Source organism: Streptomyces tyrfis, from assembly GCF_037034285.1.
In the GTDB taxonomy this organism is placed as follows: Bacteria; Actinomycetota; Actinomycetes; order Streptomycetales; family Streptomycetaceae; genus Streptomyces.
In genome coordinates, this window is the sequence record NZ_JBAGJZ010000029.1 from 57780 (window position 1) to 81089 (window position 23310).

22 protein-coding genes are annotated in these 23310 nt (G+C 73.3%); 5 read left to right on the plus strand and 17 right to left on the minus strand.

The window, feature by feature from the left end; translation table 11 throughout:
- The first annotated feature begins 15 nt into the window (after positions 1-15).
- From WA762_RS22045 to WA762_RS22065, 5 genes are all read left to right on the plus strand, one after another.
- Positions 16-897, plus strand: a complete 882-nt coding sequence (locus WA762_RS22045) for a class I SAM-dependent methyltransferase (protein ID WP_335937716.1) — start codon at positions 16-18, stop codon at positions 895-897.
- A gap of 60 nt (positions 898-957) precedes the next feature.
- Positions 958-1533 carry an AAA family ATPase gene (locus WA762_RS22050; RefSeq protein ID WP_335937717.1) on the plus strand — a complete coding sequence of 192 codons (576 nt, stop codon included), beginning with the start codon at positions 958-960 and terminating at the stop codon, positions 1531-1533.
- Between the two features lie 88 nt (positions 1534-1621).
- On the plus strand, positions 1622-2569 hold the full coding sequence (locus tag WA762_RS22055) for an aldo/keto reductase (protein WP_335937718.1): 948 nt from the start codon (positions 1622-1624) through the stop codon (positions 2567-2569).
- Positions 2570-2655: 86 nt separating this feature from the next.
- Entirely contained in the window at positions 2656-4443 is a 1788-nt protein-coding gene (locus tag WA762_RS22060) for an ABC transporter ATP-binding protein (protein ID WP_335937719.1), read from the plus strand.
- Entirely contained in the window at positions 4440-6251 is a 1812-nt protein-coding gene (locus WA762_RS22065; protein ID WP_335937720.1) for an ABC transporter ATP-binding protein, read from the plus strand. The genes WA762_RS22060 and WA762_RS22065 overlap by 4 nt, the downstream gene beginning before the upstream one ends.
- A gap of 76 nt (positions 6252-6327) precedes the next feature.
- Here the strand turns inward: WA762_RS22065 and WA762_RS22070 are convergent, their stop codons facing one another.
- The 17 genes from WA762_RS22070 to WA762_RS22150 all read right to left on the minus strand — a co-directional run bounded on the left by WA762_RS22070 (position 6328) and on the right by WA762_RS22150 (position 23295).
- On the minus strand, positions 6328-7818 hold the full coding sequence (locus WA762_RS22070) for a peptide MFS transporter (protein ID WP_335937722.1): 1491 nt from the start codon (positions 7816-7818) through the stop codon (positions 6328-6330).
- Positions 7819-7855: 37 nt separating this feature from the next.
- On the minus strand, positions 7856-8056 hold the full coding sequence (locus tag WA762_RS22075) for a Trm112 family protein (protein ID WP_335937724.1): 201 nt from the start codon (positions 8054-8056) through the stop codon (positions 7856-7858).
- 57 nt (positions 8057-8113) lie between these two features.
- Entirely contained in the window at positions 8114-10360 is a 2247-nt protein-coding gene (pabB, locus tag WA762_RS22080) for an aminodeoxychorismate synthase component I (protein ID WP_335937725.1), read from the minus strand.
- Positions 10361-10413: 53 nt separating this feature from the next.
- Positions 10414-11151 (minus strand): SDR family oxidoreductase, encoded by a 738-nt coding sequence (locus WA762_RS22085; RefSeq protein WP_335937727.1) that lies wholly within the window; start codon positions 11149-11151, stop codon positions 10414-10416.
- Entirely contained in the window at positions 11148-12119 is a 972-nt protein-coding gene (locus tag WA762_RS22090) for an ACP S-malonyltransferase (RefSeq protein ID WP_335937729.1), read from the minus strand. The genes WA762_RS22085 and WA762_RS22090 overlap by 4 nt, the downstream gene beginning before the upstream one ends.
- The gene (locus WA762_RS22095) at positions 12116-13576 is read right to left on the minus strand and encodes a class I adenylate-forming enzyme family protein (RefSeq protein WP_335937731.1); all 1461 of its coding nucleotides are present in this window, start codon (positions 13574-13576) and stop codon (positions 12116-12118) included. Before WA762_RS22095 ends, WA762_RS22090 begins: the two co-directional genes overlap by 4 nt.
- Entirely contained in the window at positions 13573-14319 is a 747-nt protein-coding gene (locus WA762_RS22100) for a beta-ketoacyl synthase N-terminal-like domain-containing protein (RefSeq protein ID WP_335937733.1), read from the minus strand. The genes WA762_RS22095 and WA762_RS22100 overlap by 4 nt, the downstream gene beginning before the upstream one ends.
- Positions 14309-15469 (minus strand): beta-ketoacyl-[acyl-carrier-protein] synthase family protein, encoded by a 1161-nt coding sequence (locus WA762_RS22105; protein ID WP_335937734.1) that lies wholly within the window; start codon positions 15467-15469, stop codon positions 14309-14311. Before WA762_RS22105 ends, WA762_RS22100 begins: the two co-directional genes overlap by 11 nt.
- Entirely contained in the window at positions 15466-15759 is a 294-nt protein-coding gene (locus tag WA762_RS22110) for an acyl carrier protein (protein WP_335937735.1), read from the minus strand. Before WA762_RS22110 ends, WA762_RS22105 begins: the two co-directional genes overlap by 4 nt.
- A gap of 58 nt (positions 15760-15817) precedes the next feature.
- Positions 15818-16609: a 4'-phosphopantetheinyl transferase family protein gene (locus WA762_RS22115; protein ID WP_335937737.1), complete on the minus strand. Its 792-nt coding sequence runs from the start codon at positions 16607-16609 to the stop codon at positions 15818-15820.
- Entirely contained in the window at positions 16606-17124 is a 519-nt protein-coding gene (locus WA762_RS22120) for an AAA family ATPase (RefSeq protein WP_335937740.1), read from the minus strand. The genes WA762_RS22115 and WA762_RS22120 overlap by 4 nt, the downstream gene beginning before the upstream one ends.
- A gap of 35 nt (positions 17125-17159) precedes the next feature.
- A complete protein-coding gene (locus WA762_RS22125) occupies positions 17160-18215 on the minus strand; it encodes a glycosyltransferase family 2 protein (RefSeq protein WP_335937742.1) in 1056 nt (351 codons plus the stop codon).
- Between the two features lie 61 nt (positions 18216-18276).
- Positions 18277-19326, minus strand: a complete 1050-nt coding sequence (locus WA762_RS22130; RefSeq protein ID WP_335937744.1) for a methyltransferase — start codon at positions 19324-19326, stop codon at positions 18277-18279.
- On the minus strand, positions 19323-19625 hold the full coding sequence (locus WA762_RS22135; protein WP_335937746.1) for an acyl carrier protein: 303 nt from the start codon (positions 19623-19625) through the stop codon (positions 19323-19325). Before WA762_RS22135 ends, WA762_RS22130 begins: the two co-directional genes overlap by 4 nt.
- A 238-nt stretch (positions 19626-19863) precedes the next feature.
- Positions 19864-20919 (minus strand): hypothetical protein, encoded by a 1056-nt coding sequence (locus tag WA762_RS22140; RefSeq protein WP_335937748.1) that lies wholly within the window; start codon positions 20917-20919, stop codon positions 19864-19866.
- A complete protein-coding gene (locus tag WA762_RS22145; RefSeq protein WP_335937750.1) occupies positions 20916-22607 on the minus strand; it encodes a GMC family oxidoreductase in 1692 nt (563 codons plus the stop codon). The genes WA762_RS22140 and WA762_RS22145 overlap by 4 nt, the downstream gene beginning before the upstream one ends.
- Positions 22600-23295 (minus strand): hypothetical protein, encoded by a 696-nt coding sequence (locus tag WA762_RS22150; RefSeq protein WP_335937751.1) that lies wholly within the window; start codon positions 23293-23295, stop codon positions 22600-22602. Before WA762_RS22150 ends, WA762_RS22145 begins: the two co-directional genes overlap by 8 nt.
- Positions 23296-23310 lie beyond the last annotated feature (15 nt).

Consider the following 23310-nt stretch of genomic DNA (forward strand, 5'->3'; position numbering starts at 1 on the left):
TGAAAGGGGCAGCCCTTGCCAGGAACCAAGCCGGACCTGAAGTCGCTCAGGGCGACGAAGTACACCTCGTCGACGCGCACCGCCGGAAGCCTGGAGCGATTACGCCGCCTGGGATACAACGCCGGACTGCAGGTGCTGGACCTGTGGGACACGCTGCGCGGCAGGGACCACCCGCTGCTGCCGCCCCGACGCCACCGTCGCTTCATCGGCAATGGTGACTTCCTCGAAGTGGGCCGCCAGATCACCGCGTACATGCGGGACGAACTCGGTGTGGGCCCCGGACACGACGTCCTGGACGCGGGATGCGGTGCCGGACGCATCGCGGTGCCGCTCACGGACGTGCTCACCGAAGGTTCCTATCTCGGCTTCGACATCGTGCCGCACGCCGTCGAGTGGTGCTCCCGCACGATCACTCCCCGCCATCCGAACTTCCGCTTCGCCCACGTCGACATCCGCCAGGAGATCTACAACCCGCAAGGGACCCTCTCCGCGGCCGACTTCCGGTTCCCCGCCGACGACGCGGCCTTCGACACCGCCGCGCTGGTGGGGCTCATCAGCCATCTCCGCCCGGCCGAGCTGGACAACTACCTGGCGGAGTCCGCCCGGGTCCTGCGGCCCGGAGGGCAGTGCTTCGCCACGGCCTACCTGGTGGACGACACGGTCGCCGCGAACATCGCGCGCGGCACGACCGCCTTCGAGTTCACGCACGACCACGGTGACTACTACGTGCACTCCGAGGAGGAACCCACGTACGCCATCGCCTACCGGCTGGAGCACATCCTGTCGGTGGCGGAACGGCACGGTCTGCGCATGCTCCGGGACCCCCGACCGGGTACCTGGGGTGTGTCCACACGACGTCCGGCCTCGATGGACCTACTGGTCCTCGAACGCGCCTGAGACGACCGGGTGCCGCAACGGCACTCGCATCCCCGCACAAGAGAGGAAATCCATCCGTCCATGACCGACAGGACCAACCCCACCGCCGTCCCCGGCGACGGGAACCCCGGCGTCATCGTCATCTCGGGCATCTCCGCCGCAGGCAAGTCCACCGTCGCGCAGGCCCTCGCCGAGCGCCTGCCCCGTTCGGCGCACGTACGCGGCGACACGTTCCGCCGCATGGTCGTCAACGGGCAGGTGCACATGACCGCCGAGGCCCCGCCGGAGGCCGTCGCGCAGCTCCGTCTGCGGTATCGCCTGGCCGCCGCGTCGGCGGACGCCTACGTCGAGGCCGGGTTCACGGCCGTCCTCCAGGACATCCTCCTCGGCGAGCACCTGCTGGAGATCACCGAGATGATCAGAAGCCGTCCGCTCGCCGTGGTGATGCTGGCACCCGACCCGGACGTCGTGGCCCGGCGCGAGGAGAAGCGCTCCAAGACCGGCTACGGACCCGACTGGCAGCCCAAGGACCTGGACAAGGTGCTCCGGGACAGCACGCCCCGCATCGGGTTGTGGCTCGACACCTCCCACCAGACGGTCGACGAGACCGTCGACGAGATCCTCAAGCGCGCCTGGGGCGAGGGCGCCGTCTCCTGATCACGCCGACGGGCTCCCGCGGCGCCGCCCCGGGAGCCCGGTCCGGCCCTGGGACCCGCCCTGCCCGACATCCAAGGAAGGACACGCGTTGCGCACCCTACGGATCGGCCCCGGAGACGCTTCGGTGGGAGTCGTCGGCCTCGGCTGCATGGGTATGACCTACGCCTACGACCCCGCCGGCCGCGACGAGAACACCTCGATCTCCGTGCTCCACCGCGCTCTCGACCTCGGCGCCGACCTCATCGACACCGCCGATGTCTACGGCCCCTGCACCAACGAGGAGTTGGTGGGCCGGGCGCTCGCCGACCGCCGTGAAGAGGCGTTTCTCGCCACGAAGGTGGGATTCGTCACCGGGGAGACTCGGCTGCGCCGTGACGGCAGGCCCGAGCACGTCCGCGCGGCCATCGACGCGAGCCTGCGCCGGCTGCGCACCGACCACGTGGACCTCTACCAACTGCACCGGGTCGACCCCGAGGTGCCGCTGGAGGAGACCTGGGGAGCGATGGCCGAGGCCGTGAAGGCCGGCAAGGCCCGGATGCTGGGCCTGCCCGACGTGACCGTCCCCCAGATACGCCTCGCCCAGAGCGTGCACCCCGTGGCCGCCCTTCAGACGGAACTGTCGCTGTGGAGCCGGGACGCCACGGCCGAACTGCTGCCCCTCACCGCGAGGGAAGGCATCGCGCTCATCGCCTGCTCGCCGCTCGGCCGCGGCTTCCTGGCGGGCCGCTTCGGCTCCGTCGAAGACGTGCCGGACGGCGACTACCGACGCCACAACCCGCGCTTCCAGAAGGAGAACTTCGCGGCCAACCTCCGGCTTCTGGAGGGTGTCCGCACCGTGGCGCACCGGCGTGGCATCACCCCCGCCCAGGTCGCGCTCGCGTGGGTGCTGTCCCGCGCCCCGCACGTCGTCGCCATCCCGGGGACCAAGAACATCCGCTATCTGAACGACAACGTCGCTGCCGCCCACCTCCGGCTGGACGACGACGACCTCGGCCTGCTGGACGCACTGCCGGCCGCGACCGGAGCGCGCCAGTGACACCGGGCGTCTCGCCCTGATCCGCCCCGCCCGGGGTCGCACCGTCGGGCGGACATCCACGACCCGCACGAAAGGAAACCTCGCCCGTGCCCGCAACCGACCGGTCGACCCTGCGCCGGGGCCTGGGGGTCCTTGCCGTCGCCGTACGGGAGGAACCCTGGATCTTCTGCGCGGCCCTGCTCGCCAGCGCCCTGTACGGCGTGGCGCCGGTCGCCACCTCCTGGACGCTGGGCCGCATCACCGAGGACGTCATCCTGCCCGCCTTCCAGGAGGGCCGGACCACCGCGGCCGCCCTGGTCGCCGCCGGCCTGGCCGTCTTCGGGGTGGCGATGCTGCGGGTCGTCGGAGTGATCGGACGCCGCGTCGGTGCGGGCATCATGCAGTTCCGGCTCCAGGCGACGTACCGCCGCCGGGTCGCCCACCGCTATCTGCGACTGCCCGTCTCCTGGCACCAGCGCCACCCGGCCGGCCAACTGCTGTCCAACGTCAACGCGGACGTGGAGGCGGCCTGGGCGCCCATCGTGCCGCTGCCCACGGCCATCGGCGTCGTCGTCATGCTCACCGCCGCCATCGTCTCGATGTTCGCCGTCGACCCGGTGATGGCCGCCGTCGCCCTGCTCGTCTTTCCCGCCATCGGGCTCCTCAACGTCTTCTACCAGCGCAGGCTCACGCCACTCGCGGCGCGCGCCCAGAGCCTGCGAGCCGAGACCAGCGACATCGCCCACGAGAGTTTCGACGGCGCCCTGGTCGTCAAGACACTCGGTCTGGAGGAGCACGAGACGGCCCGGATGGCGGATGCCGCCGCCCGCCTGCGCGACGCCAACGTGGCGGTCGGCCGCACCCGCGGGTCCTTCGACCCCCTGCTCGACGCGCTCCCCAACCTGGGCATCCTCAGCGTGCTCGCGGTCGGGACGGCGAGGCTGGCCGCGGGAGCCGTCAGCGTCGGCGAACTCGTCCAGATCTCCTACCTGTTCACGATGATCGCCTTTCCGGTCCGCGCGTTCGGATGGGTCCTCGCCGAGTTGCCGCGCAGCTCCGTCGGCTGGGCCCGGGTGAGGCACGTCCTCGACGCCGAGGGCGACCTGCCCACCGGGCGGCTGAAGCTGTCGGACGCCGGCCCGATCAGCCTGGACACCCGGGGCGTCAGCTACACCTACGATGACAACGCCGTCCTGCACGACGTGACCCTCAGCGTGGACTCCGGGCGGACCGTCGCCGTCGTCGGGCCCACCGGCGCGGGCAAGTCGACTTTGGCGACGCTGATGGTGCGGCTCGTCGACCCGGTGCGCGGCGACGTGCTCATGGACGGTCTCGACGCCCGTGAGATGCGCTCCGGTGAGGTGTCGTCGGCGGTGGCGTTCGTCCCCCAGGAGACCCTGCTGTTCGACGACACGGTCCGCGGCAACGTCCTGCTCGGGCTGGAGGTGCCCGACGACCGGGTCTGGGAGGCGTTGGAGGCGGTCCAGGCCGCGGATGTGGTCCGGGCGCTGCCACACGGCCTCGACACCCGCGTCGGGGAGCGCGGCGCGACCCTCTCCGGTGGGCAGCGTCAGCGGATCGCGCTCGCGCGGGCCCTGGTGCGCCGTCCCCGCCTGCTGGTGCTGGACGACGCCACGTCGAGCATCGATCCCGAGGTCGAAGGCCGCATCCTGCGTGGTCTTCGTGACGCGCGGGTACCGTCCACCCTCGTTCTGGTCGCCTACCGCCAGTCCGCCATCGCGCTCGCCGACCGCGTCGTGTATGTGGAACGGGGCCGGGTGGTCGACAGCGGCACGCACGAAGAACTGCGCAACCGCTGTCCCGGCTACCGCGGCCTGGTGACCGCCTACGAACGGCAGGGACAGCGGCAGCACCCCGATGGGAGGACCGCGTGAACAGCCGCGTCGAGGACCGGACGGACAGCCGTGTCGTGGGAGAGCGGCGGGGGAGCCTGGGCACGCTCCGGCGGGCGCTGGAGGTCTCGCCCGGGCTGCGCGAGGGGCTGCTGACGGTGTTGCTCCTGGCCCTTCTCGCCGCGGCCGGCCGGGTCGTGGTCCCCATCGCCGTGCAGCTCACCCTCGATGAGGGATTCCAGGCGGAGGGCGGTCCGCGTACCGGCTTGGTGCTGCTGATCGCGGGCGTGTGCGCCGCCGCCGTCCTGGCCACCGCCTGGATCACCTCCCGGATGAACCACCGCCTGTACCGCAGCGTCGAGGCGGGACTCGCGACGCTCCGCGTCAGGGCGTTCCGTCGGGTGCACGACCTGTCGGCCCCCGCGCTGACCGGCGAGCGCCGCGGTGACCTGGTGGCCCGGGTGACCGCGGACATCGACCAGTTCAGCACCTTCCTGCAGTTCGGCGGCATGTTCCTGGTCAGCCTGTGCCAGCTGTTCGTCGGCAGCGTGGTCATGTTCGTCTACTCCTGGCAACTCGCCCTGATGGTGTGGGTGGTGTTCGTGCCGCTCGTCCTGGTCCTGCCCGGCCTGCAGCGCCGGCTGTCCGAGGCGTACGGCCGGGTGCGCACCCGGGGCGGCGACATGCTCGCCGCGACTGGCGAGGCCGTCGTGGGCGCCGCCGTCATCCACGCCTACGACGCGGGCGACCTGATCGGGCGCAGGATCGACACGGCGGTGGAGGAGCACCGGCGGGCACAGAGCCGGGCCCAGCGGCTGGTGGCGGTCACGCTCTCCAGTGGTGAGGTCGCGGCCGCGCTGGCCATCGGCGGCGTGGTGAGCCTGGGGGTGCTGCTGGGTGTCGGCGGCCGGCTGACCGCCGGCGAGCTGGTGGCGTTCCTGTTCCTCGTCACCCTGTTCATCGGACCGGCCCAGATGAGCACCGAGGTGCTGAACGAACTGCAGAACGCCCTCGCGGGCTGGCGCCGTGCCCTGGCGGTGCTCGACACACCGGTCGACGTGCCCGATCCCGGGCCGGCCGGCACGCTCCTGGACGGGGGACCGGTGGAGGTGCGGTTCGATGACGTCGGCTACGCGTACCCGGGCGGTCCGCCGGTGCTGCGCGACGTCTCCGTGCACATCGCCCCGTGCGCCCGGGTGGCCGTGGTCGGTGAGACCGGCTCGGGCAAGTCGACCTTCGTCAAGCTGCTGATCCGGCTGGCCGACCCGACCTCGGGGCGGATCGCACTGGGCGGGGTGCCGCTGACCGAGGTGCCCTTCTCGTCGCTGCGCCGACGGGTCGTCATGGTGCCGCAGGACGGCTTCCTCTTCGACACCACCGTCGGAAGGAACATCGCCTACGGACGGCCGGGCGCCACCGCCGACGACGTACGGCGAGCCCTGTGCGACCTCGATCTGGGCGATTGGCTGGCCGGGCTGCCGCGCGAGCTGGAGACCCCGGTCGGACAGCGCGGCGAAGCCCTGTCGGCCGGTGAGCGCCAGCTCGTCGCGCTGGCACGGGCCTACCTCGCCGACCCCGACCTGCTCGTACTCGACGAGGCCACATCGGCCGTCGACCCGGCCACCGAACAGCGCCTGCAGCGGGCGTTGGAGAACGCCACCCGTGGCCGCACGTCGGTGTCCGTGGCCCACAGGATGTCGACGGCCGAGGCCGCCGACCACGTGCTCGTCTTCGACCGGGGCCGCATCGTCCAGCAGGGCAGCCACGAGGAACTGGTCGCCCGGCCGGGCCGGTACGCCGAGTTGTACGCGGCGTGGATGTCGGCGACCGGGGCGACCGGAGTGCGGTGAGCGGACGGCCCCGGCCGGGCCGCGGCCTCGGACGGGGCCGTCATGGACGCTCGGCGGCGGGGCGGCTCCGGGTGCATCAGCCGACCCCTCGCATGAGGCTGCGCAGTCGTGCGCGGGACAGGGCGAGGGCCGCCGCACAGAGCATGGCGGCGGCCCCCAGCATCGCGAAGTAGGTCCCGGACGACCACACCGTGGAGAGCCGCACCACCTGGGCGCTGAGGGCACTGCCCAGCGCCACCGAGAGGAACCACAGGCTCATGATCTGGTTGGCGAACCGAGTCGGCGCCAGTCGGGTGGTGACACTCAGCCCGGTGGGGCTCAGGCACATTTCCGCCATGATCTGCACGAAGAAGGCCACGACGAGCCACAGCGGGGTGACCCGGCCGCCGTCCGCGGCGGCCCACCCCGCCCCCGCCATGATCAAGGTGGCCAGACCGAGCCCGAGCAGTCCCAGGGCGAACTTGGCCGCCGTGCTGGGCTGGCGCTCGCCCAGCCACAGCCACAGCGCCGCGAACGCGGTGGCCAGCACGATGCTGTAGAGCGGCCCCAGCGACTGGAACCAACTGGTCGGGAACTCCCAGCCGAACAGCGTGCGGTCCACGTGGTCGCGCGCGAACAGGCTGATCAGCGAACCGCCCTGCTCGGCGATCATCCAGAACACGGTGGCCGCCAGGAAGATCCACACATAGGCGGTCAGTCGGCGGCGGTCCACCGGGGCCAGGCCGGGAGCGCGGAACATCGCCGTGAACCAGACCGCGGGAACGGCGATGGTCAGTACCGTGACCGCCTGGACCACCGCCTGGGTGGGCGGCTGCCCCCACAGCACCGCGACGGCGGACACACCGGCGAGGAACACCACCGCCCCGCCCACGGCGAGCAGGGCACGGCGCGGCGCCCCCGGGGAGGCCACCGGCCGGTCCGGCGCGCCGGGCATCCGGTCGCGTCCGCGCACGCACAGCAGCAGACCGAGCAGCATGCCGACCGCGGCCGCGCCGAACCCGGCGTGCCAGTCGACACGCTCCCCGAGGAAGCCGGTCACCAGCGGAGCGGCGAAGGCGCCCAGGCTGATGCCCATGTAGAACAGTGAGAAGCCGGCGTCGCGCCGCGCCGCCCGGCCCTCGTCGGCGCCCTCGGCGTCGTACAGTCGGCCCACGAGCGTGGAGATGCCCGGTTTGAGCAGCCCGGTACCGATGGCGACCAGCACCAGGCCGGTGTACGTGAAGGCGGCGCCCGCCGGTATCGCGAGGACCGTGTGCCCCGCGGTGATGACCACACCGCCCCGCACGACCGCCCGGTACGAGCCCCACAGCCGGTCGGCGAGCCAGCCACCCGGCAGCGCCAGCAGGTTCACCAGCGCGCCGTACACGCCGAAGACGGCGGCCGCCGTGTGCGGTGCGAGGCCGAGACCGCCGTTCCCGACAGGCGCGGCGAGGAAGAGCACGAGAATCGCCCGCATTCCGTAGAAGCTGAACCGCTCCCACATCTCGACGCTCCACAGCGTCAGCAGGCCGCGCGGGTGGCGGCCGCCGGCCGGGCGGGCCCGTGACGCTTCCCCCGTCTTCACCATGTCGCCCCTCACTCCCTCGGCGGCGTGCGCGGCGTGGTCAGCTGTCCAGCGAACCGGACACCGACGCGGCCGCCAGCTCCTCGTCGGCTATGAGGACCGGGATGCCCCCGACAACCGGGTAGGAGCGGCCACAACCCGCCTCCCCGCAGGTCAGACTGGTTTCCCGGTCATCGGCCCGCAGCGGTGCGGTGCACACGGGGCAGGCGAGGATGTTCAGCAGGCGGCTGTCGACGGGCATGGTGTTCTCCTTCGGTGAGTGCGGGTGTGACGGCGTTCCGGTCCGGACGTCGGCGGATCAGCCCGGAAGGGCGGGGACGTCGAGAGCCGGGACGGTGACGGGGGGTGCGTTCGTTCCGCTCGCCGCGTGCAGCAGGGCTCGCACCGGAGCGGCGGCCTTGAGGAGCACCTCGCGGTACTCCTCGGCGGGGTCGGAGTCGAGGACGATCGCCCCGCCCGCCCCCACGGACCAGAGGCCGCCCGAGCGGACGGCGGTACGGATGACGATGTTCAGGTCGGCGCCCCCGGTCAGCCCCAGGTAGCCGATCGAACCCGAGTACAAGCCACGCGCGGCGCCTTCCAGCCGGTCGATGATCTCCATCGTGCGCAGCTTGGGCGCACCGGTCATGGAGCCGCCCGGGAAGCAGGCGCGGACGCAGTCGATCGCGCCGAGTCCGGGCCGCAACGTGCCGCGGACGGTGGACACCAGCTGATGGACCGTCGCGTAGGTCTCCACGTGCATCAGCCTCGGGACGTGCACGCTGCCGATCTCGCACACCCGTCCCAGGTCGTTGCGGAGCAGGTCCACGATCATCAGGTTTTCGGCCCTGGTCTTGGCGTCGAGGGTCAATGCCTCCCGCAGTCGGGTGTCCTCGACGGGGTCCGCCGCGCGCGGCGCGGTGCCCTTGATGGGTTTGCTCTCCACCCGGCCGTCCGGGGCGATCCGCAGGAAGCGCTCCGGGGAGGAACAGACCGCCTCGATGTCACCGAAGTGCAGGAACGCGGCGTACGGCGCCGGGTTGAGCCGTCGCAGGACGGCGTGCGCGGACAGCCCGTCCGTGTCCGCGGGCACGTGCACCGTGTCGGTCAGACAGATCTCGTAGCTCTCGCCCGCGCGCAGCTCCGCCTGGCAGCGCCGGATGTCCGCCAGGTACCGCTCCTCGCCGCGGGACGGTCGGATCACGGGGAAGCCGCCGGACGGCGGCGCCGGGAGGCCGCCGTCCGGCGGCAGGGCGGTGAGACGCGCACCCGTCCGCCGCAGCCATGCCTCGGCGCGTGCCCCGTCCGTCCCGTCATCGCGCGCCAGACACAGCAGATACGTTTCCCCGCGCTCGTGGTCCACGGCGACCAGCCGGTCGGCGAATATCCAGGCGGCGTCGTTCCCCGCCGAGGGCCGTGTCAGCGGCGAACCGCAGTCGGCGCGCAGTTCATAGCCGAACCAGCCGACATACCCGCACGTGAAGTCGAAGGGCAGTGCGGGCGCTTCGACACGGCGTCGGGCCAATTGCGCGCGCAAGTGGTCGAAGACGGTGCCGGGCACGGTGGTCGTGCCGCCGCGGTCCGTCACCTCGACGCGGCCGGAACCCGCGCGGTAGCGCACGATCTCCGCGAGGGGTCCCTCGGCGTCCCCCAGGAAGGAGAAGCGCGCGAGTCCGGACCCCACCCGTGAACTGTCCAGCCAGAAGGAGTGGCTCGCACGCGCGAACAACGCACGGAACAACTCCTCGGTGTCCGGGGCCAGGGGGAGCCTGCGCACGTGCAGACGGAACGGGGGGCGAACGGCCGCCGTGGGTGCCGGACCCGGGGCGGACGGCACCGGCGATTCCGGGGAAACCCCCGCATGTCGCGCGCTGCCCCGTCCGTGACCGACCGCGCGGTCGGCGGACCCCGCCGGGCCGCCCACGCCCGACGGCCCGGCAGGGCTCCTGCGGTGCTCACCCGAGGGGCGCGAGGGGCGCGCCCCTCGATGGGCGCGGACCAGCCGTGCGAAGTTGGAGATGAGCCGCTCGCCGTACTCCGTGGCCACCGATTCCGGATGGAATTGCACGCCCCAGCGCGGCAGCGACCGATGGCGCACGCCCATCACGACACCGTCCTCGGCCCATGCCGTGGCCTGCAGCACCTCCGGAAGCGGCTCCTGCACGGCGAGCGAGTGGTAGCGGACGCCGGTGAAGTCCTGGGGGACGCGGGAGAACAGCCCGTCGCCCAGATGTCTGATCGCGCTGAGGTGGCCGTGCCGGGGCGTGGGCGCGGGGCTCACACGCGCGCCCGCGGCCAGCGCTATCGCCTGATGGCCCAGGCAGACCCCGAGAACGGGCAACGACGGACCGGTCAGCAGGCCCGCCGCGAGACCGAGGTCACGGTCCCGCCCCGGGTGCCCGGGCCCCGGGGAGACGACCAGGGCGTCGAAGTCCTCCGGGTCGAGCCACCGCAGCGCCGCGGCGTCGTTGCGCAGCACCACGGGTTCGGTGCCGGTCGTGCGGGCGATCAGCTGGAAGAGGTTGTGACTGTAGGAGTCGTGGTTGTCCACGAGCAGTGTGCGCATGGGGGCTCCAGGACGGGCGTCGGACGGGATGCCGGAAGGGGGCGGGTGGTGGCTCAGTGACCCATGGCCAGTCCCCCGTCGGCGGGGATGACGGCGCCGGTGACGTAACCGGCCGGCTCGGAGGCCAGGAAGGCCACGACGGCGGCGATCTCCTCGGGGCGTCCGGCCCGGCCGAGTGGAGTGGCGGCCAGGATCGCGGCGCGCCGGCGCGGCGGGAGGTCCGAGGTGAGCGCCGTGTCGACGAACCCGGGCAGGACCACGTTGCAGGTGACACCGTGGGGACCCAGCTCCCGTGCGGCGCTGCGGGACAGCCCGATCAGACCGGCCTTGGCCGCCGCGTAGGCGGCCTGCCCGGTCGTGCCGAGCACCGCTGCGACGGACGAGACGAACACGAGCCGGCCCCACTCGCGCTCGGTCATGGCGGACACCGCCCGCCGCGCGATCCGCCAGGACCCGGTGAGGTTGGCGTCGGTCACCTGCCGGAAGGCCGTCTCGCTGGTGCGCTGGAGCAGCCCGTCGCCGCGGACGCCGACGCTCGCGACGACGATCTCCACAGGCCCCTGGCGGGCCTCCGTGCGGGCGAAGGCGGCGTCCACCTGGCCGGCGTCGGTCACGTCGCAACGCACCGCCGGAAAACCCGCGGGTCCCGCCCCGCCCGTGGTCACACCGCGGGCGGCGACGGTCACCCGGTGACCCTGGTCCGCCAGGGCGCGCGCGACGGCCAGGCCGATGCCCCGGCTTCCGCCGAACACCAGGGCGGAGCGGCCCGACGTGCGGTCATCTCCGGTCACGGCAGGGGCACCGCCTTCTCGAGCGGATGCATGAAGTTCAGCGCGACCGGGGCGAGCTCCGGGTGCAGGGCGGCGGCCCGTGCCAGGACCTGGCCGGGGCCGGAGTCCAGGACGGTGGCGACGCCAGAGGCGACGAGGGCGCGCATGGCGTCGTTCCACCGCACCGGAACGGCGAGCTGTTCCAGGAGGTCCGTACGCAGGGCGCCCACCTCCCGGGTGATCCGTCCGGTGCTGTTGAGCAGGAGCGAAACGGCCGGCGGTGACAGCGGCACCGCGGCCAGCTCGGGCCGCAGCGCCTGCTGGACGGGTTCCATCAGCGGGGAGTGCGACGCCACACCGGCGGACAGCTCCTTCACCCGCGCGCCGTCCTCCGCCCCGGCACGACCGCCGACCCAGCGCACGGCGGCCGCGTCACCGGACACCACGGTCTGCTGCGGACCGTTGAAGCAGGCCGGCACCACCACGCCGTGCTCCGGAGGGCACGCGGCGCACCACTCGGTGACCTGCTCGGGCGACACCCCTGCCAAGGACGCCATCAGCGCGGGCCGCGCCCGCGTCTGCTCACCCATGAGCCGCGCCCGCCGGGCCACCAGGCGCAGGGCGTCGTCGAAGTCCAGGGCACCGGCCTCGACGAGGGCGGCGAAGTGTCCCAGGCTGTGGCCACCGACGACGGCCGGCGGCGCCCACCACTCGCCCAGATGCCGACGAAGCGCGGCCGTCGCCGCCAGCGCGGTGGCGACGATCGCGGGGTGGGATATCTCCGCCGTGGCGAGTTCGGCGGGTTTGCCCTCCCGGCAGAGGCGGACGAGGTCGAGCCCGGTGGCCTTCGCCGCCCTCTCCAGCACGTCCCGCGCGCAGTCGAAGGAACGGCACAGCCGCCGTGCCATGGAGGGGAGCTGCGATCCCGCACCGGGCAGGAGCAGTGCGTACCGGCCCTGGGACACGGCGTCGAGCACGGTGGTCGTCACGGGGCGCCCTCCTGTCCACGGGCCTGTACGGCCTCCTGCCACAGCCGGGCGGCGTGCACCTTTCCCGTCCCGGTCCGGGGCAGCGCCTCCCGCAGGTGGAAACGGGTGGGGACCTTGTACGAGGAGAGGGCGCGCGCCACGTGCCGGCGCAGGCCGGACTCGGTGACCCCCTCCTCGACGGCGACGAAGGCCGCGAACCGGTCGCCGTGTCCGGCGCTGCCCTCGGGCGGCGCGGCGACCCAGCACTCGCGGACGCCGGGCACCCGCAGGACGGCCCGCTGGACCTCGTCGGGGTCGACCTTGCGGCCCGCGACCGAGATGCGCCGCGTGGTGCGGCCCTCCACGACGACATACCCGGGGGAGGGAAGCCGCCCGGTGTCACCGGTGCGGAACCAGCCGTCGACGAGGGAAGCGTCGGTCAGTTCGGGCAGTCCCCAGTAGGTGACGGGACCGGCACCGGCCTGGCGCAGGTGCAGCTCTCCCGAGACGTCCGGGCCCGGCGCGGCGAGCCACGTGCCGTCCGCGGCGCGCAGGCGGGCCGTGACACCGGGCAGCAGGCGCAGCGGTGCGCCCGGGACACCGGTGGTGTACGCGATCTGGCCGAATTCGGTGGATCCGTATTGGTCGCGCAACGGCACGCCGGTGGCGGCGTGCCAGTCCTCCGCCAGCGCGCAGGGCAGCGGCTCGCCGGCGCTGACGCAGATCCGCAGGGCGGACGGTGCGGGCGGCTCGCCGCTGTCGAGCACGGCCCGGTAGAGGAACGGAACGCTCTGCACCACGGTGGCGCGGCTGTCACGGAGGAGCCGGGCCAGTGCCATGGGCGCGGCCGGATGCGGGGCCAGCACCAGGGTGCAGCCGGTGACCAGCGCCGGCAGCACGGCCACGCCGAACGCGTAGGCGTGGTGCACGGGGGTCGTGCACAGGAGGCGGTCGCCCTCGCGGTAGCCGGCGAGCGCGGCGAAGTCCGCCGCGTTCGTGAGGGCCGTGTGCCACCGCTTGCGCACCACTTTCGGCAGTCCGCCGGTGCCCGAGGTCACCAGGCCCAGGTGGGGAGCCGGTGCCGGCCCGCCGGACGCGGTGGCTTCGGCGCCGACGGGGTCGTCCGCGTGGTCGGCGGCCGACGGCGTGTGCCATCCGGCCAGCCCGGCCAGCGCCGCCACCTGGTCCTGTTCGGCGGCTGTCGCCCGGCCGTCGTTCAGGACGACCTCTCGTCCCTCGGCGGTCGCCGCCAGCAGCGCGACGAGCGTGTCGGGATCATTGCGCGCCAGTATCCCGATCCGGGCCCCGGGCGTCTGACCGCCCCGGCGCAGCCGGGCCCTGGCACGCCGCACCCGGTCGGCGAGCCCGGCCCATGTGACGGTGGTGCCCCGGTGCTCCACCGCGGGCCGCGCAGGCGTGGCCGCGGCCCGTGCCGCGAGCAGGCCCGGCAGGGTGTCGTGAGGCACGACCGCGCTCATGCGGTGCCTCCCGGGCGGAGCACGAGGAGCGAGCCGCCCCCGCGAAGCTCGGCAGGCTTGGCGGGACGTCGGCGGTGCCAGTCGGCCAGGGCGGCGAACGCCTCGCTGGGGTCGGTCCGCTCGTGGTTCGCGTCGTTCGCGTCCCGCACGGCGGGGTGGCTGCCGCCCGGGCGCCAGCCGCCGACGTCCCCCCAGCCGCCGGCACCGTTCAGCACCACGGCGGCGGTGCGCAGGCGTACCGGTCCGGTGTCCCGAGGATCTTCGGGCGGCGGCCAGTGCGCGGCGGCCACCAGGACCCGGCGCAGCCGGCCCGACGCGATCATGGCGGCGCCGTACCCCAGGGCGTCGACCCCGCTGGAGGCTCCGGTCAGGGTGACCGCGGTGCCGTCCAGGCCGAGCTCGATGCACAGCCGCCCGGTCAGCGAGTGGGCCGAGTAGTGCAGGAAGCACTCCGGAGCGAGCCAGCGGGGTCCGTGGGAGTCCAGGACCTCGGCGATGTACGCGGAGGTGGCGGAGGTGGCGCGGCGGGAGGCGGTGACACAGCCCAGTGCGTGCGCCTCGTCGGGGGCGATGCCCGCAGCGGCCAGCGCCTCCCGTGCGGTGGCGAGGAGCTCGGGGCCCAGCACGTCGCGCACGGCGAGTGGCATCCGGGGGAGGTCGGCCGTCTCGCTCGGCATGCGCGGGAACTCCCGCTCGGTCAGGCGCACGGCGGTCGCGGCGATCCGCGCGGTCTCACGCGTCACGGCCGAACACCACCGCGACGTTGGAGCCGCCCAGGCCGCACGAGAGGGTGAGCGCCGCCCGCGGGGGCCGGTCGGGCTGCTCGTCCCCCAGGTTCAGGTGGTCCCAGCGCGGGTCGCGGTCCTGCAGGCCGAGCGTCGGCAGCACCTCTCCGCGCAGCAGGGTCAGTACGGTCATGATGGCCTCCACTGTGCCTGCGGCGCCCTGGCAGTGGCCGAGCGCCGCCTTGCTGCTGACGACGGGGACGCGGGGGAGGCGGTCGCCCAACACGTCCGCCAGCGCGCGCAGTTCCGCCACGTCCCCGTGCCGGGTGCCGGCGGCGTGCGCGTTCACGTATCCGATCTCCTCGGGCTGGGTACGGGCGTCCGCCAGGGCCCGCCGCATCGCCTTGGCGACCCCCTCGAAGTCCGGCCGGGCGGCCTGGCTCGCCTCATTGCTGCTGCCCCAGCCGCGCAGGTGGGCGAGCGGTCGGTCCGCAGTGCGCTCCAGCACGACGGTGGCGGCGCACTCGGAGATCCGGATGCCGGAGCGGCGCGCGGCGAACGGGCGGCAGCCGCCGGGGCTGAGCGTGCGCAGCGAGGCCAGGCCCTGGAAGGCGGTCTCCGTGATGGTGTCCACCCCGCACACCAGCACCCGGTCGGCGAGGCCGTCGCGCAACAGGTCCGCGCCGACCCCGAGAGCGATGGCGCCCGCGGCGCTGGCGTTGCCCACCTGCACCACCGGCCCGTCCCAGGCGGGAGGGGCGTACGGGCTCCAGGCGGCCCCGGCGGCCGGAGCGCGTCCCTCGTGCCACGCCCGCCAGGCGGCGGCGGACGGGAAACCGCCGCTGTCGGTGGTGCCCAGCACCAGGGCGGTGCGGCCGACGCGGCCCCGGCCGGTGCGCGCCTCGGCGTCGTTCAGGGCCTCGTGCGTCGACCGGTGCACCAGGTACGGCAGCCGGGCCGGGTGCCCGGGCGGCGGGACCCCACGTCCGGTCGCGTCCTCGGGCACCAGGCCGACCAGGTGCGCGCCGGTACGGGAGACGTCGAAGTGCTCCACCGGCCGGAAGGCGACCTCGCCGCCCGCGCACGCCCGCCACAGGGCGTCGACGTCGGCGCCACCGGGCGAGAGCACCCCGAGTCCGGTCACGACGACGGAGGAGGGGGCGCTCATCGGGCCTCCCCGGGAAGCCGGCCGTGCTCGGACAGGTGGCGGACGAGGGCGCCGACCGAGTCCGCGATGTCCCACAGCTCGCCGTCGGCGATCCGCTCGACGGCGCACTCCCGCTCCAGCGTGGCCAGCACGGTCACGATGTCCAGCGAGTCGATGCCGAGTTCGAAGAACTTGTCCTCCCGGGCGATGCTCCGGGCCAGATCCCTGCCGACCCGTTCGGCCAGCCGCTCGCGGACCAGGTCTTCCAGCGCGGCGGCGGGTGCCGCCGGGCCGTCGTCGGTGTGCCGCATCTGTGTCCTCTCGTGTGCGCAACCACCACCGCCGTGCCGGCGGAAGGCGGGCGGTGCCTCAGCCGATCGGCGTGCCGGCCGTCAGATCCGTACGTGCGTGCGTGTGCACGCGTCTGCCGTGCCGGACCGTCACGGCCGCGGCGTAGCCCGGGGCGTGGGCCGGGACGGTGCGCACCGACCAGCCCGCCAGTTCCTCCGGGCCGGCCACGGTCACCTGGCCCGTGGTGTCGACCCGCGCGCCCATACGGGCCAGTGCGTGACCGAGTCCGGTGCCGGTGGCCTTCGCATACGACTCGGCGCTCGTCCAGACCCGTAGCAGGACGGCTTGCCGCACCGACGCGGACAGCCGGGTGAGCCGGCCGCTCTGCTCCGGGCCGAACAGCCGGGGGGCCAGCGTCTCGACCTCCGCCGCGCGGTCCGCGGTCTCCACGTCCACCCCCACCGGCCCGGCCCCGCGCCCCAGCGCCACCGCGGCCAGGACCCCCGAGTGCGCGATCGACACGGACCACTCCGCACCGCCGGTCCCGGCGAGCCGCACCGGACCGTGGCCGGCTTCTCCGCAGGCCGGGCAGCGCGCCGCGAGTGCGACGCGCCCCGGCGGTACTCCGAGACGTCCGGACAGCGCCGAGCGCAGCAGTCCGCGTGCCACGGTGAACCGGGCGGCGGCCCGCTTCGCCAGCAGGCCGGCCCGTTCGCGCTCGGCGGCGTCGAGGAGCCCGGCGCAGCGGCGGACGGCCTCGGGAGTCACCAGCGCCTGGTACACGCAGACCTCCCGGCCGTCCGGGACCGTGGCGCCGGGGTCCGCCCGCGTCCCGGGGCGCGGCGAAGGGGTGGGGGCCGCACCGGTCATGACAGCGCGCTCTCGTCGAGGCGGTCCAGGATGTCCCGGACGGTTTCCTCCTCCTTCTGGCCGGTCGTGTCCAGCCACAAGCCGATGCGCGCGGTGTCGCGGCGGAACACCTCGTCCAGTTCGCGTGCCCCCCAGCCCTGTCCGTCGTACGCCTGGCGGGCGCGGCCCGCGTCCCGGCACAGGACGGTCTCCGGCCGCGGGGCCAGCACCACCACATGGCAGGGGCGGACGTCGCCGAGCATGCCGATGAACCGTTCCAGGTGTTCGCCCAGCAGGTTGTCCTCGGCGATCACGGTGAAGCCCTCCGCGGCGTACGAACGGGTCAGCATGGCCAGGTGACGCAGGCGCAGTTCGTACTGGCGCAGCGCCTGCGGCGACGGGTCGGGGGACATTTCGGCACGGCCGGTGACCACCATGCGGCGCAGCACGTCGCCCTCGATCAGCACGGAGGGGTCGAACCGGCGTGCCAGCAGCGTGCCCACGGTGGACTTGCCGCTGCCGGGGATGCCGGTCACCACCACGACGCGAGGCCCGGACGGGGGACGGGCGTTCACCGGGCGGCGCCCGCGGCGGCCGGCTCGGGGGCGAGGCTCTCGCCGCCCCGGTGGACCTGCCAGCGCAGCGGGGGCTCGCGGAAGGTCAGGAGTTCCACCAGCAGGCGGTTGCCGACCGGTTCCACTTTCTGGAAGACCCGTTTGACGGCCTTGGTGCCGGCCGGGCCGAGTGCGTCGGGCAGGTATTCCTTGATCTGTTCGAACAGCAGCCATTGCCGGCCCTTGCGGTTCTTGACGACCCGCTCCACGTAACTGGGCCTGATGCCGTACTTGGTGGCGAAATGCTTGAGGGTCTCGGCCGTCCACGCGTCGCTCCAGCGCAGCATGAAGTACGGCAGGTCGGCGAGCGCGAAGGGCGGCGGCATCCGGTAGGTGATCACCGAGCTCGGTTCGAACCACACCGTGCCGCCGGCGTCCAGCACCCGCTGGCTGAAGTCGAGGTGCTCGCGGGTGGTCAGCAGCCCCTCGTCCATGCCGCCGACCTGGTTGAAGACCGAGCGGCGCACCAGCGCGCAGTGGAACTCGATGATGTCGCACGCCTGGCGGCGCATCTTCTCGGCGGGTACTTCCGAGACGTGCTTCATGAAGTACCGCTGGGTCTGGGTGAATTCGCGCGTGCCCCAGACACCGGAGAACTCCATGTCGCCGCCGGCCATGTGGACCGTCTGCTCCTCCAGCGGTCCGTGCAGGTAGAGCGGGCCGACCATCGCGGCCTTCTCCTCGTCGGCGCAGGCGATCAGCGGCTCCAGCCAGTTGTCCGTGTACTCCACGTCGTTGTCGAGGAAGACCACGTACTCGCCCTCGGCATAGCGCAGTCCGATGTTGCGGGCGCAGTTCGGCGAGACGTACTTGTTCACGCGCACCGCGGTGAAGCCGTGCACGTCGCCCAGTCGACGCAGTCGTTCCCAGCGCTCCTTGGGGGAGTTGACGTCGACGTACACGACGTGGCAGGGGACATCGGTGTGGGCGAAGAAGTTCTTGAGGGACTCCTCGGCGTACGAGAAGCGCTCGCGGCTGGTGATGACGGCGGTGACGCGGGGCGGGCTGTCCATGTGGTCTCCCGTTCGGGTGCGGACGTCCGGTGGGCTTCGGTCCGGCAGGGCCGGGCCGGTGTCAGGCGGGGCGTGCGGTGAGCAGGGAGTAGTGGCCGTAGACGGGCGTGACAACGCAGTCGGTGAAGCCGGATCCGTCGAGCAGCGCGACGAGTTCGGGACATGTGCGCAGCCGGCCGCCGGTCATGACCGCCAGGGCGAGCGAGTAGCCCGTGACGGTGGGGGAGCGGCGGGCCGCGTCGTCGGGCAGCACCTGGTGCACGAGCAGCCGACCGTCGGCGGACAGGGCCGCGCGAGCGCGTTCCAGCAGACCTCGGCAGTGTGCGTCGTCCCAGTCGCTCAGCACGTCCGCGAACAGCACCCGGTCCTGGCCGCCCGGCCATGGGTCGGCGAACATGTCGCCGGTGCGCAGGCGGACCCGCCCGGCGAGGTCCGTCCGGTCCAGCAGCCGGTTCGCCTCGCGCTCCACCACGGGCAGGTCCAGGACAGTGGCCGTGAGACGCGGATTGCGGCGTGCCAGCGCCATCGCGAAGGTCCCCACGCCGCCCCCGACCTCCAGCAGCGCGGCACAGTCCGTCAGGTCCAGACGGTCGGCCAGGGCCGCGGCCGGGCCGACGGAGTGCGCGTGCATGGCACGGGCGAACTGCTCGCCGTGGTGGGGGGAGCGTTCATGGGTCTCCCAGATGTCCTTGCCGCGGTAGCCGTGGGGGGAGCCGGTGGTGATCAGCCCGCGTACGGCGGCGCAGCGTTCGTCCCAGCCGAGTCCGAGCATGGGCCCCCAGTAGCGGCCGCCGTCCGGGAGCAGGAAGGCGCGGGCGGCCGGGGTCAGGTGGTACCGGCCGCCGTGCACGGACAGGTATCCGAGGGCGGCGAGGTATTCCAGCACCACCGCCGTCCCGGCCTGGTCCAGACCGCGTGACGCGGCGAGTCCGGCCGCGTCGGCCGGTGACTGGGCGAGCGTCGGGAAGAGACCGAGACGGTCCGCGGCGGCGACCGCCGGAAGCCGGTACTGCGACATGAAGGTGTCCATGAGGAGCCGGTCGTCCGGGCCCGACGCGTGGGTACCGGCTTCCGGCAGGACGCCGGACGGGGCGAGGGCCTTTGCGGTCACCGGGCCTCCGCGGCGGCCTCGGAGATGCGCGTGGCCAGGACGTCCAGCAACTCGCCGACCGTGGTGTAGCGCAGGGGGTCGATGTCGTCGTTCTCGAAGGTCAGATCGTGCTTCTGCTCGAAGTAGGTGAAGACATAGGCGAGCGTGATGGAATCGAGCCCGAGTCGGCTCATCGGGTCGTTCTCGGTGAGTTTTCCGGCGACCTCCGGCGGGGTCTCGCACTGTTCGACGAGAATCGTGCGCACCTCGTCGAAGAGTTCCGTGCGGTCCGTGGATCCGAGACTGTCTACGCTGCTCATCTGCAAGCCCACCCCTCTGTTTGCCGTGCCCTGCCGTGCGGCTACGCGAAATCCGGGCCACACGCTAAAACCATCGATCAAGACTGTCAAATATTTCGAAAATTGCGGTCGATATTTTTCTCCCCTATTCAGGGAATGGTTTTCCGACCCTGCGGGCAGGCCCATTCCGAGCGATTGTCCGCAGGGTTTTCCGGTTTTTCTCAAGTTTTTCCGGGCGGCTTCCCGCGCCCGTGTGGGCTCAGGCGAAGGACAGCTCGGGCAGCCGCCCGCCCTCCCCGAAACACCACTCGGCCTCGCCCCGCAGACGCCGTGCGAGACGGGTGCCGTCCCCCTCGGCGTACGGGCGCTCGGTCCCGGCGTGCCGGCACATCGCCTCCAGCAGTGCCTCCAGCGCGTTCGCCAGCGTGGCGATCTCCTCATGGGCCATCGCGTAGACGCCCTCCGAGCGGTAGCGGTGCAGCCCCAGCAGCAGCAGGCCCAGCTTCTGGGCCCGGCCCGCAGCCGCGAGCGCCGCACGGGACACCGCGACGGTGCGCGGCTCCTCGGCACCGGCCAGGGCGTGCCCCAACAGGAAGAGCTGCGGCTGCACGTCCCCGAGCACCCATACGTCCATCCCCTTCGCCAGCAGCAGGGGCAGGCGCGCCCCCGACCACACCTCGCCGTGGAACGCGCGCAGTTCGGCGACGTCCTCGCCGAGCGGGACCAGGGAGGGCGGCACCAGTGCGGCGGCCGCCTCCTCGGGGCGCCGGGCGTCCGGCGGCGCGATCCGCTCCACGACCGCGTACCGGGTGCACGCCTCGCGCAGTGCGCCGGTGACGGGCAGGACCCGCCGATGGCCGTCCTCGGCCGGTGCGTCGGTGTCCAGGACATGCAGCCCCCGGTCGTCGATCCGGTGGGCAAGCACCATGTGGTGGTGGTAGTGCTCCTTGCCCTCGTGGTCGTCGCCCGGCCAGTGGTGACCGTCCGGCATCAGCACCACCGGTGTCCCGGAACCGACCAGTTCGGCGACGCGGGGCCAGTGGCTCCGGCCCGATCCGACCCCGGTCAGGTGCCAACGGACCGCGCACGCCGGGAATTCGCTCATCGGCCCGTACCACTCTCCGCGCCGCACCAGGTCGAGCGGTACGGCGAGGCCGCGTGCCACCGCGTCTGCGCCGTAACCCCGGTGCAGCAGCACGGCCTCGACCGAGCGCATGAAGCACCCCAGCCCGTCCAGGCCGATGTTCTTCCAGCCCAGTGCGGCGGCGGGGTCGAAGGCGTAGGGACGGATGTCCTCGGCGGTCGTGTCGCTCACGTCGTCCTCCTGGTGTTGCGCAGCACGGTGGCGGTGATCGTCAGAGTCGGGTTGTGCGCCCCGGAGGTGGGGAAGAGGCCGCCGTCGGCGACGAAGACGTTGTCCAGCGCGTGCATCCGGCCCACGCCGTCGGTCACCCCCGTGCGAGGGCCGTGGCTCATCCGCAGCCCCCCGAGGGTGTGGAAGTTGCCGGGCACGGTGCCGGGTTCACCGGGAAAGGCCCGCGAGCGCGTCTCCGGCACCGCGGCCACCGCGTCCGCGCCCGCTGCCTCCAGCAGCGCGGCCAGCCTCGGCAGGTAGAAACGCTGGGCCGCGGTCTCGTGGACGTGCGGGGCCCACGAGACGCGGGGCACCGGTAGCCCCAGCCAGTCCCGGACGACCGGATCGAGGCCGACGCGGTTCTCCCGCTGGGAGACGTCCTCCCCGTGCATCTGCACCCCGAGCAACCGGTCCCGCAGGGGGCTCTCGCGCATCAGCCGTTGGAAGGCCCGGCCGTAGGGCACGTCCGTCAGCTCCGGCAGGAGCCGCCGGTAGAGAAGGCCCTCCTGAACGGGGCCGGGCTGCCCGCCCCCGAGTTCGACCACGCCACCCCGCAGATACGGCAGTCCCGCCGCGCGTGCGGCCTCGCGCGCGCCGGGGCAGTCCGGGTCGGCGAAGTCGTCCAGGGCGTGGGTGATGTTCCGGCCCCTCGGGCTGCGCACCCGCTCCCCGAGAAACAGCCCGTAGGCGACCGAGTACCAATGGAACATCAGGTGGCGCCCCAGCAGCCCGGACGGATCGGGCAGCTCCGACAGCAGGGCCAGCCGGCAGCTCTCCACCGCGGACCCCGCGAGCACCACCCGGTCGGCGGGCAGTTCTGTCCGGACGCCCTCGGCATCCGCGTACACCACCGCGCGTGCCCTGCGTCCCGTGTGCCGCACCTGCACGGCCGTTGCCAGCGGCAGTACCTCGGCGCCCGCCAGGACCGCGCGGCGCAGCGCCGTCAGGGCGCTGCCGCGGGAGAGGTTGGGGCAGCCGTAGCCGCAGCACGCGCCGCAGTCGGTGCAGGCGGGCCGCTCGTCGTAGGGACGGGAGTTGGCGGCCATCGGCATCGGGTAGGGGTGCAGGTCCAGTGTCCGCGCGGCTTCGGCCACGCGCACCGATGACGTCTGGTCCGGCCCCGGCGGCATCGGGAAGTCCCGGGAACGCGGGGCGTGGCGCAAGGTCGTCGCGGGCAGGGCGGCACGGTCGCCCTGCACACCCAGAAGTGCCTCGGCCTCGTCGTAGTAGGGAGCGATCTCCGCGTAGTCGAACGGCCAGTCCACGATGTCGCAGCCCGGCAGCGGGCCCAGCGCGGAATGCTTGGCGAAGTCGAGGTCCCACAGCCGGGGCGTCTTGGCGTCCCAGTGCACCGAGCCGCCGCCGACGGCCGCCGGCAGGGCGTTGACGAACCCGGTGACGGGCTGCCCGGGGAAGGCCCGGTCGTGGTAGACGCGGGGCTCGGCGAGCGGGTCCGGGTATTCGAAGCCGCGGACCGGGCCCTTGATCTCGTCGGCGGAGAAGACATGGCGCGGAGCCGGCGCCGAGAGGTCCTCGAAGTGGTTGGGGCCGCGCTCCAGGACGGTGACGTCCCAGCCCGCTTCGGCGAGCACCATCGCTGCCGTCGATCCGCCCGGGCCGCTGCCCACGACCACCGCGCGCTCAGCCACCGTAGCCCCCCGACGACGCGATCAGCCGTGCGGCCCCGGCGAAGTGTTGAGCGAGGGCGGCGACGGGATCGGGCCCCTCGCCGGCGTACGGCTCCACGGCCGCGGGCCGGTCCGTCGCCTCGGGCGCGTTCGTCCGTGGCGGTCCGGCGGGCGCCGTGGCCGTCTCGGCGCCCCGGGGCGCCGGCAGACCGAGCAGGACGGGGCTCGCCGGGGCGGGCCGGCCCCGGTAGACGGGGGCACCGTAGGTTCCCTCGACGGCGTGGTCGAAGAGCTGGTCGCGGAAGACGGCCGCCTCGGCGTCGCGCAGGGCCCGGTGCCGCGATGCGGGCGGGGCGGAGGCGAAGTCGCCCCTCGCCAGGCGGTCCAGAACCGTCACGCCCGTGCGGTAGGTGCGGCGCAGTTTCGAGACCCGGCGGCGCCATCCCCTTCGCTGGGCGGGGGTGAGGGGGAGGAAGGAGCCGTCGGGGCGGCCGGAGGCGTACACGAGGGGCGGCTCGACGGTGAACGCGCCGAGCAGCTGGTCGGCGTACCGGACGGCGTCCGCTTCGCGTGCACCGGGGCCGGGCTCGCCCGGCGCGTCGGCGGGGCCCGGGACGAGCAGCGCCATGGCCTCACGGACCACGTCCGCCTCGTGCGGGGTGAAGAAGAGCCAGTTCCGGTCGTCCGGTCCCAACTCCTCTATGGGCAAGGCGATTTGATGATA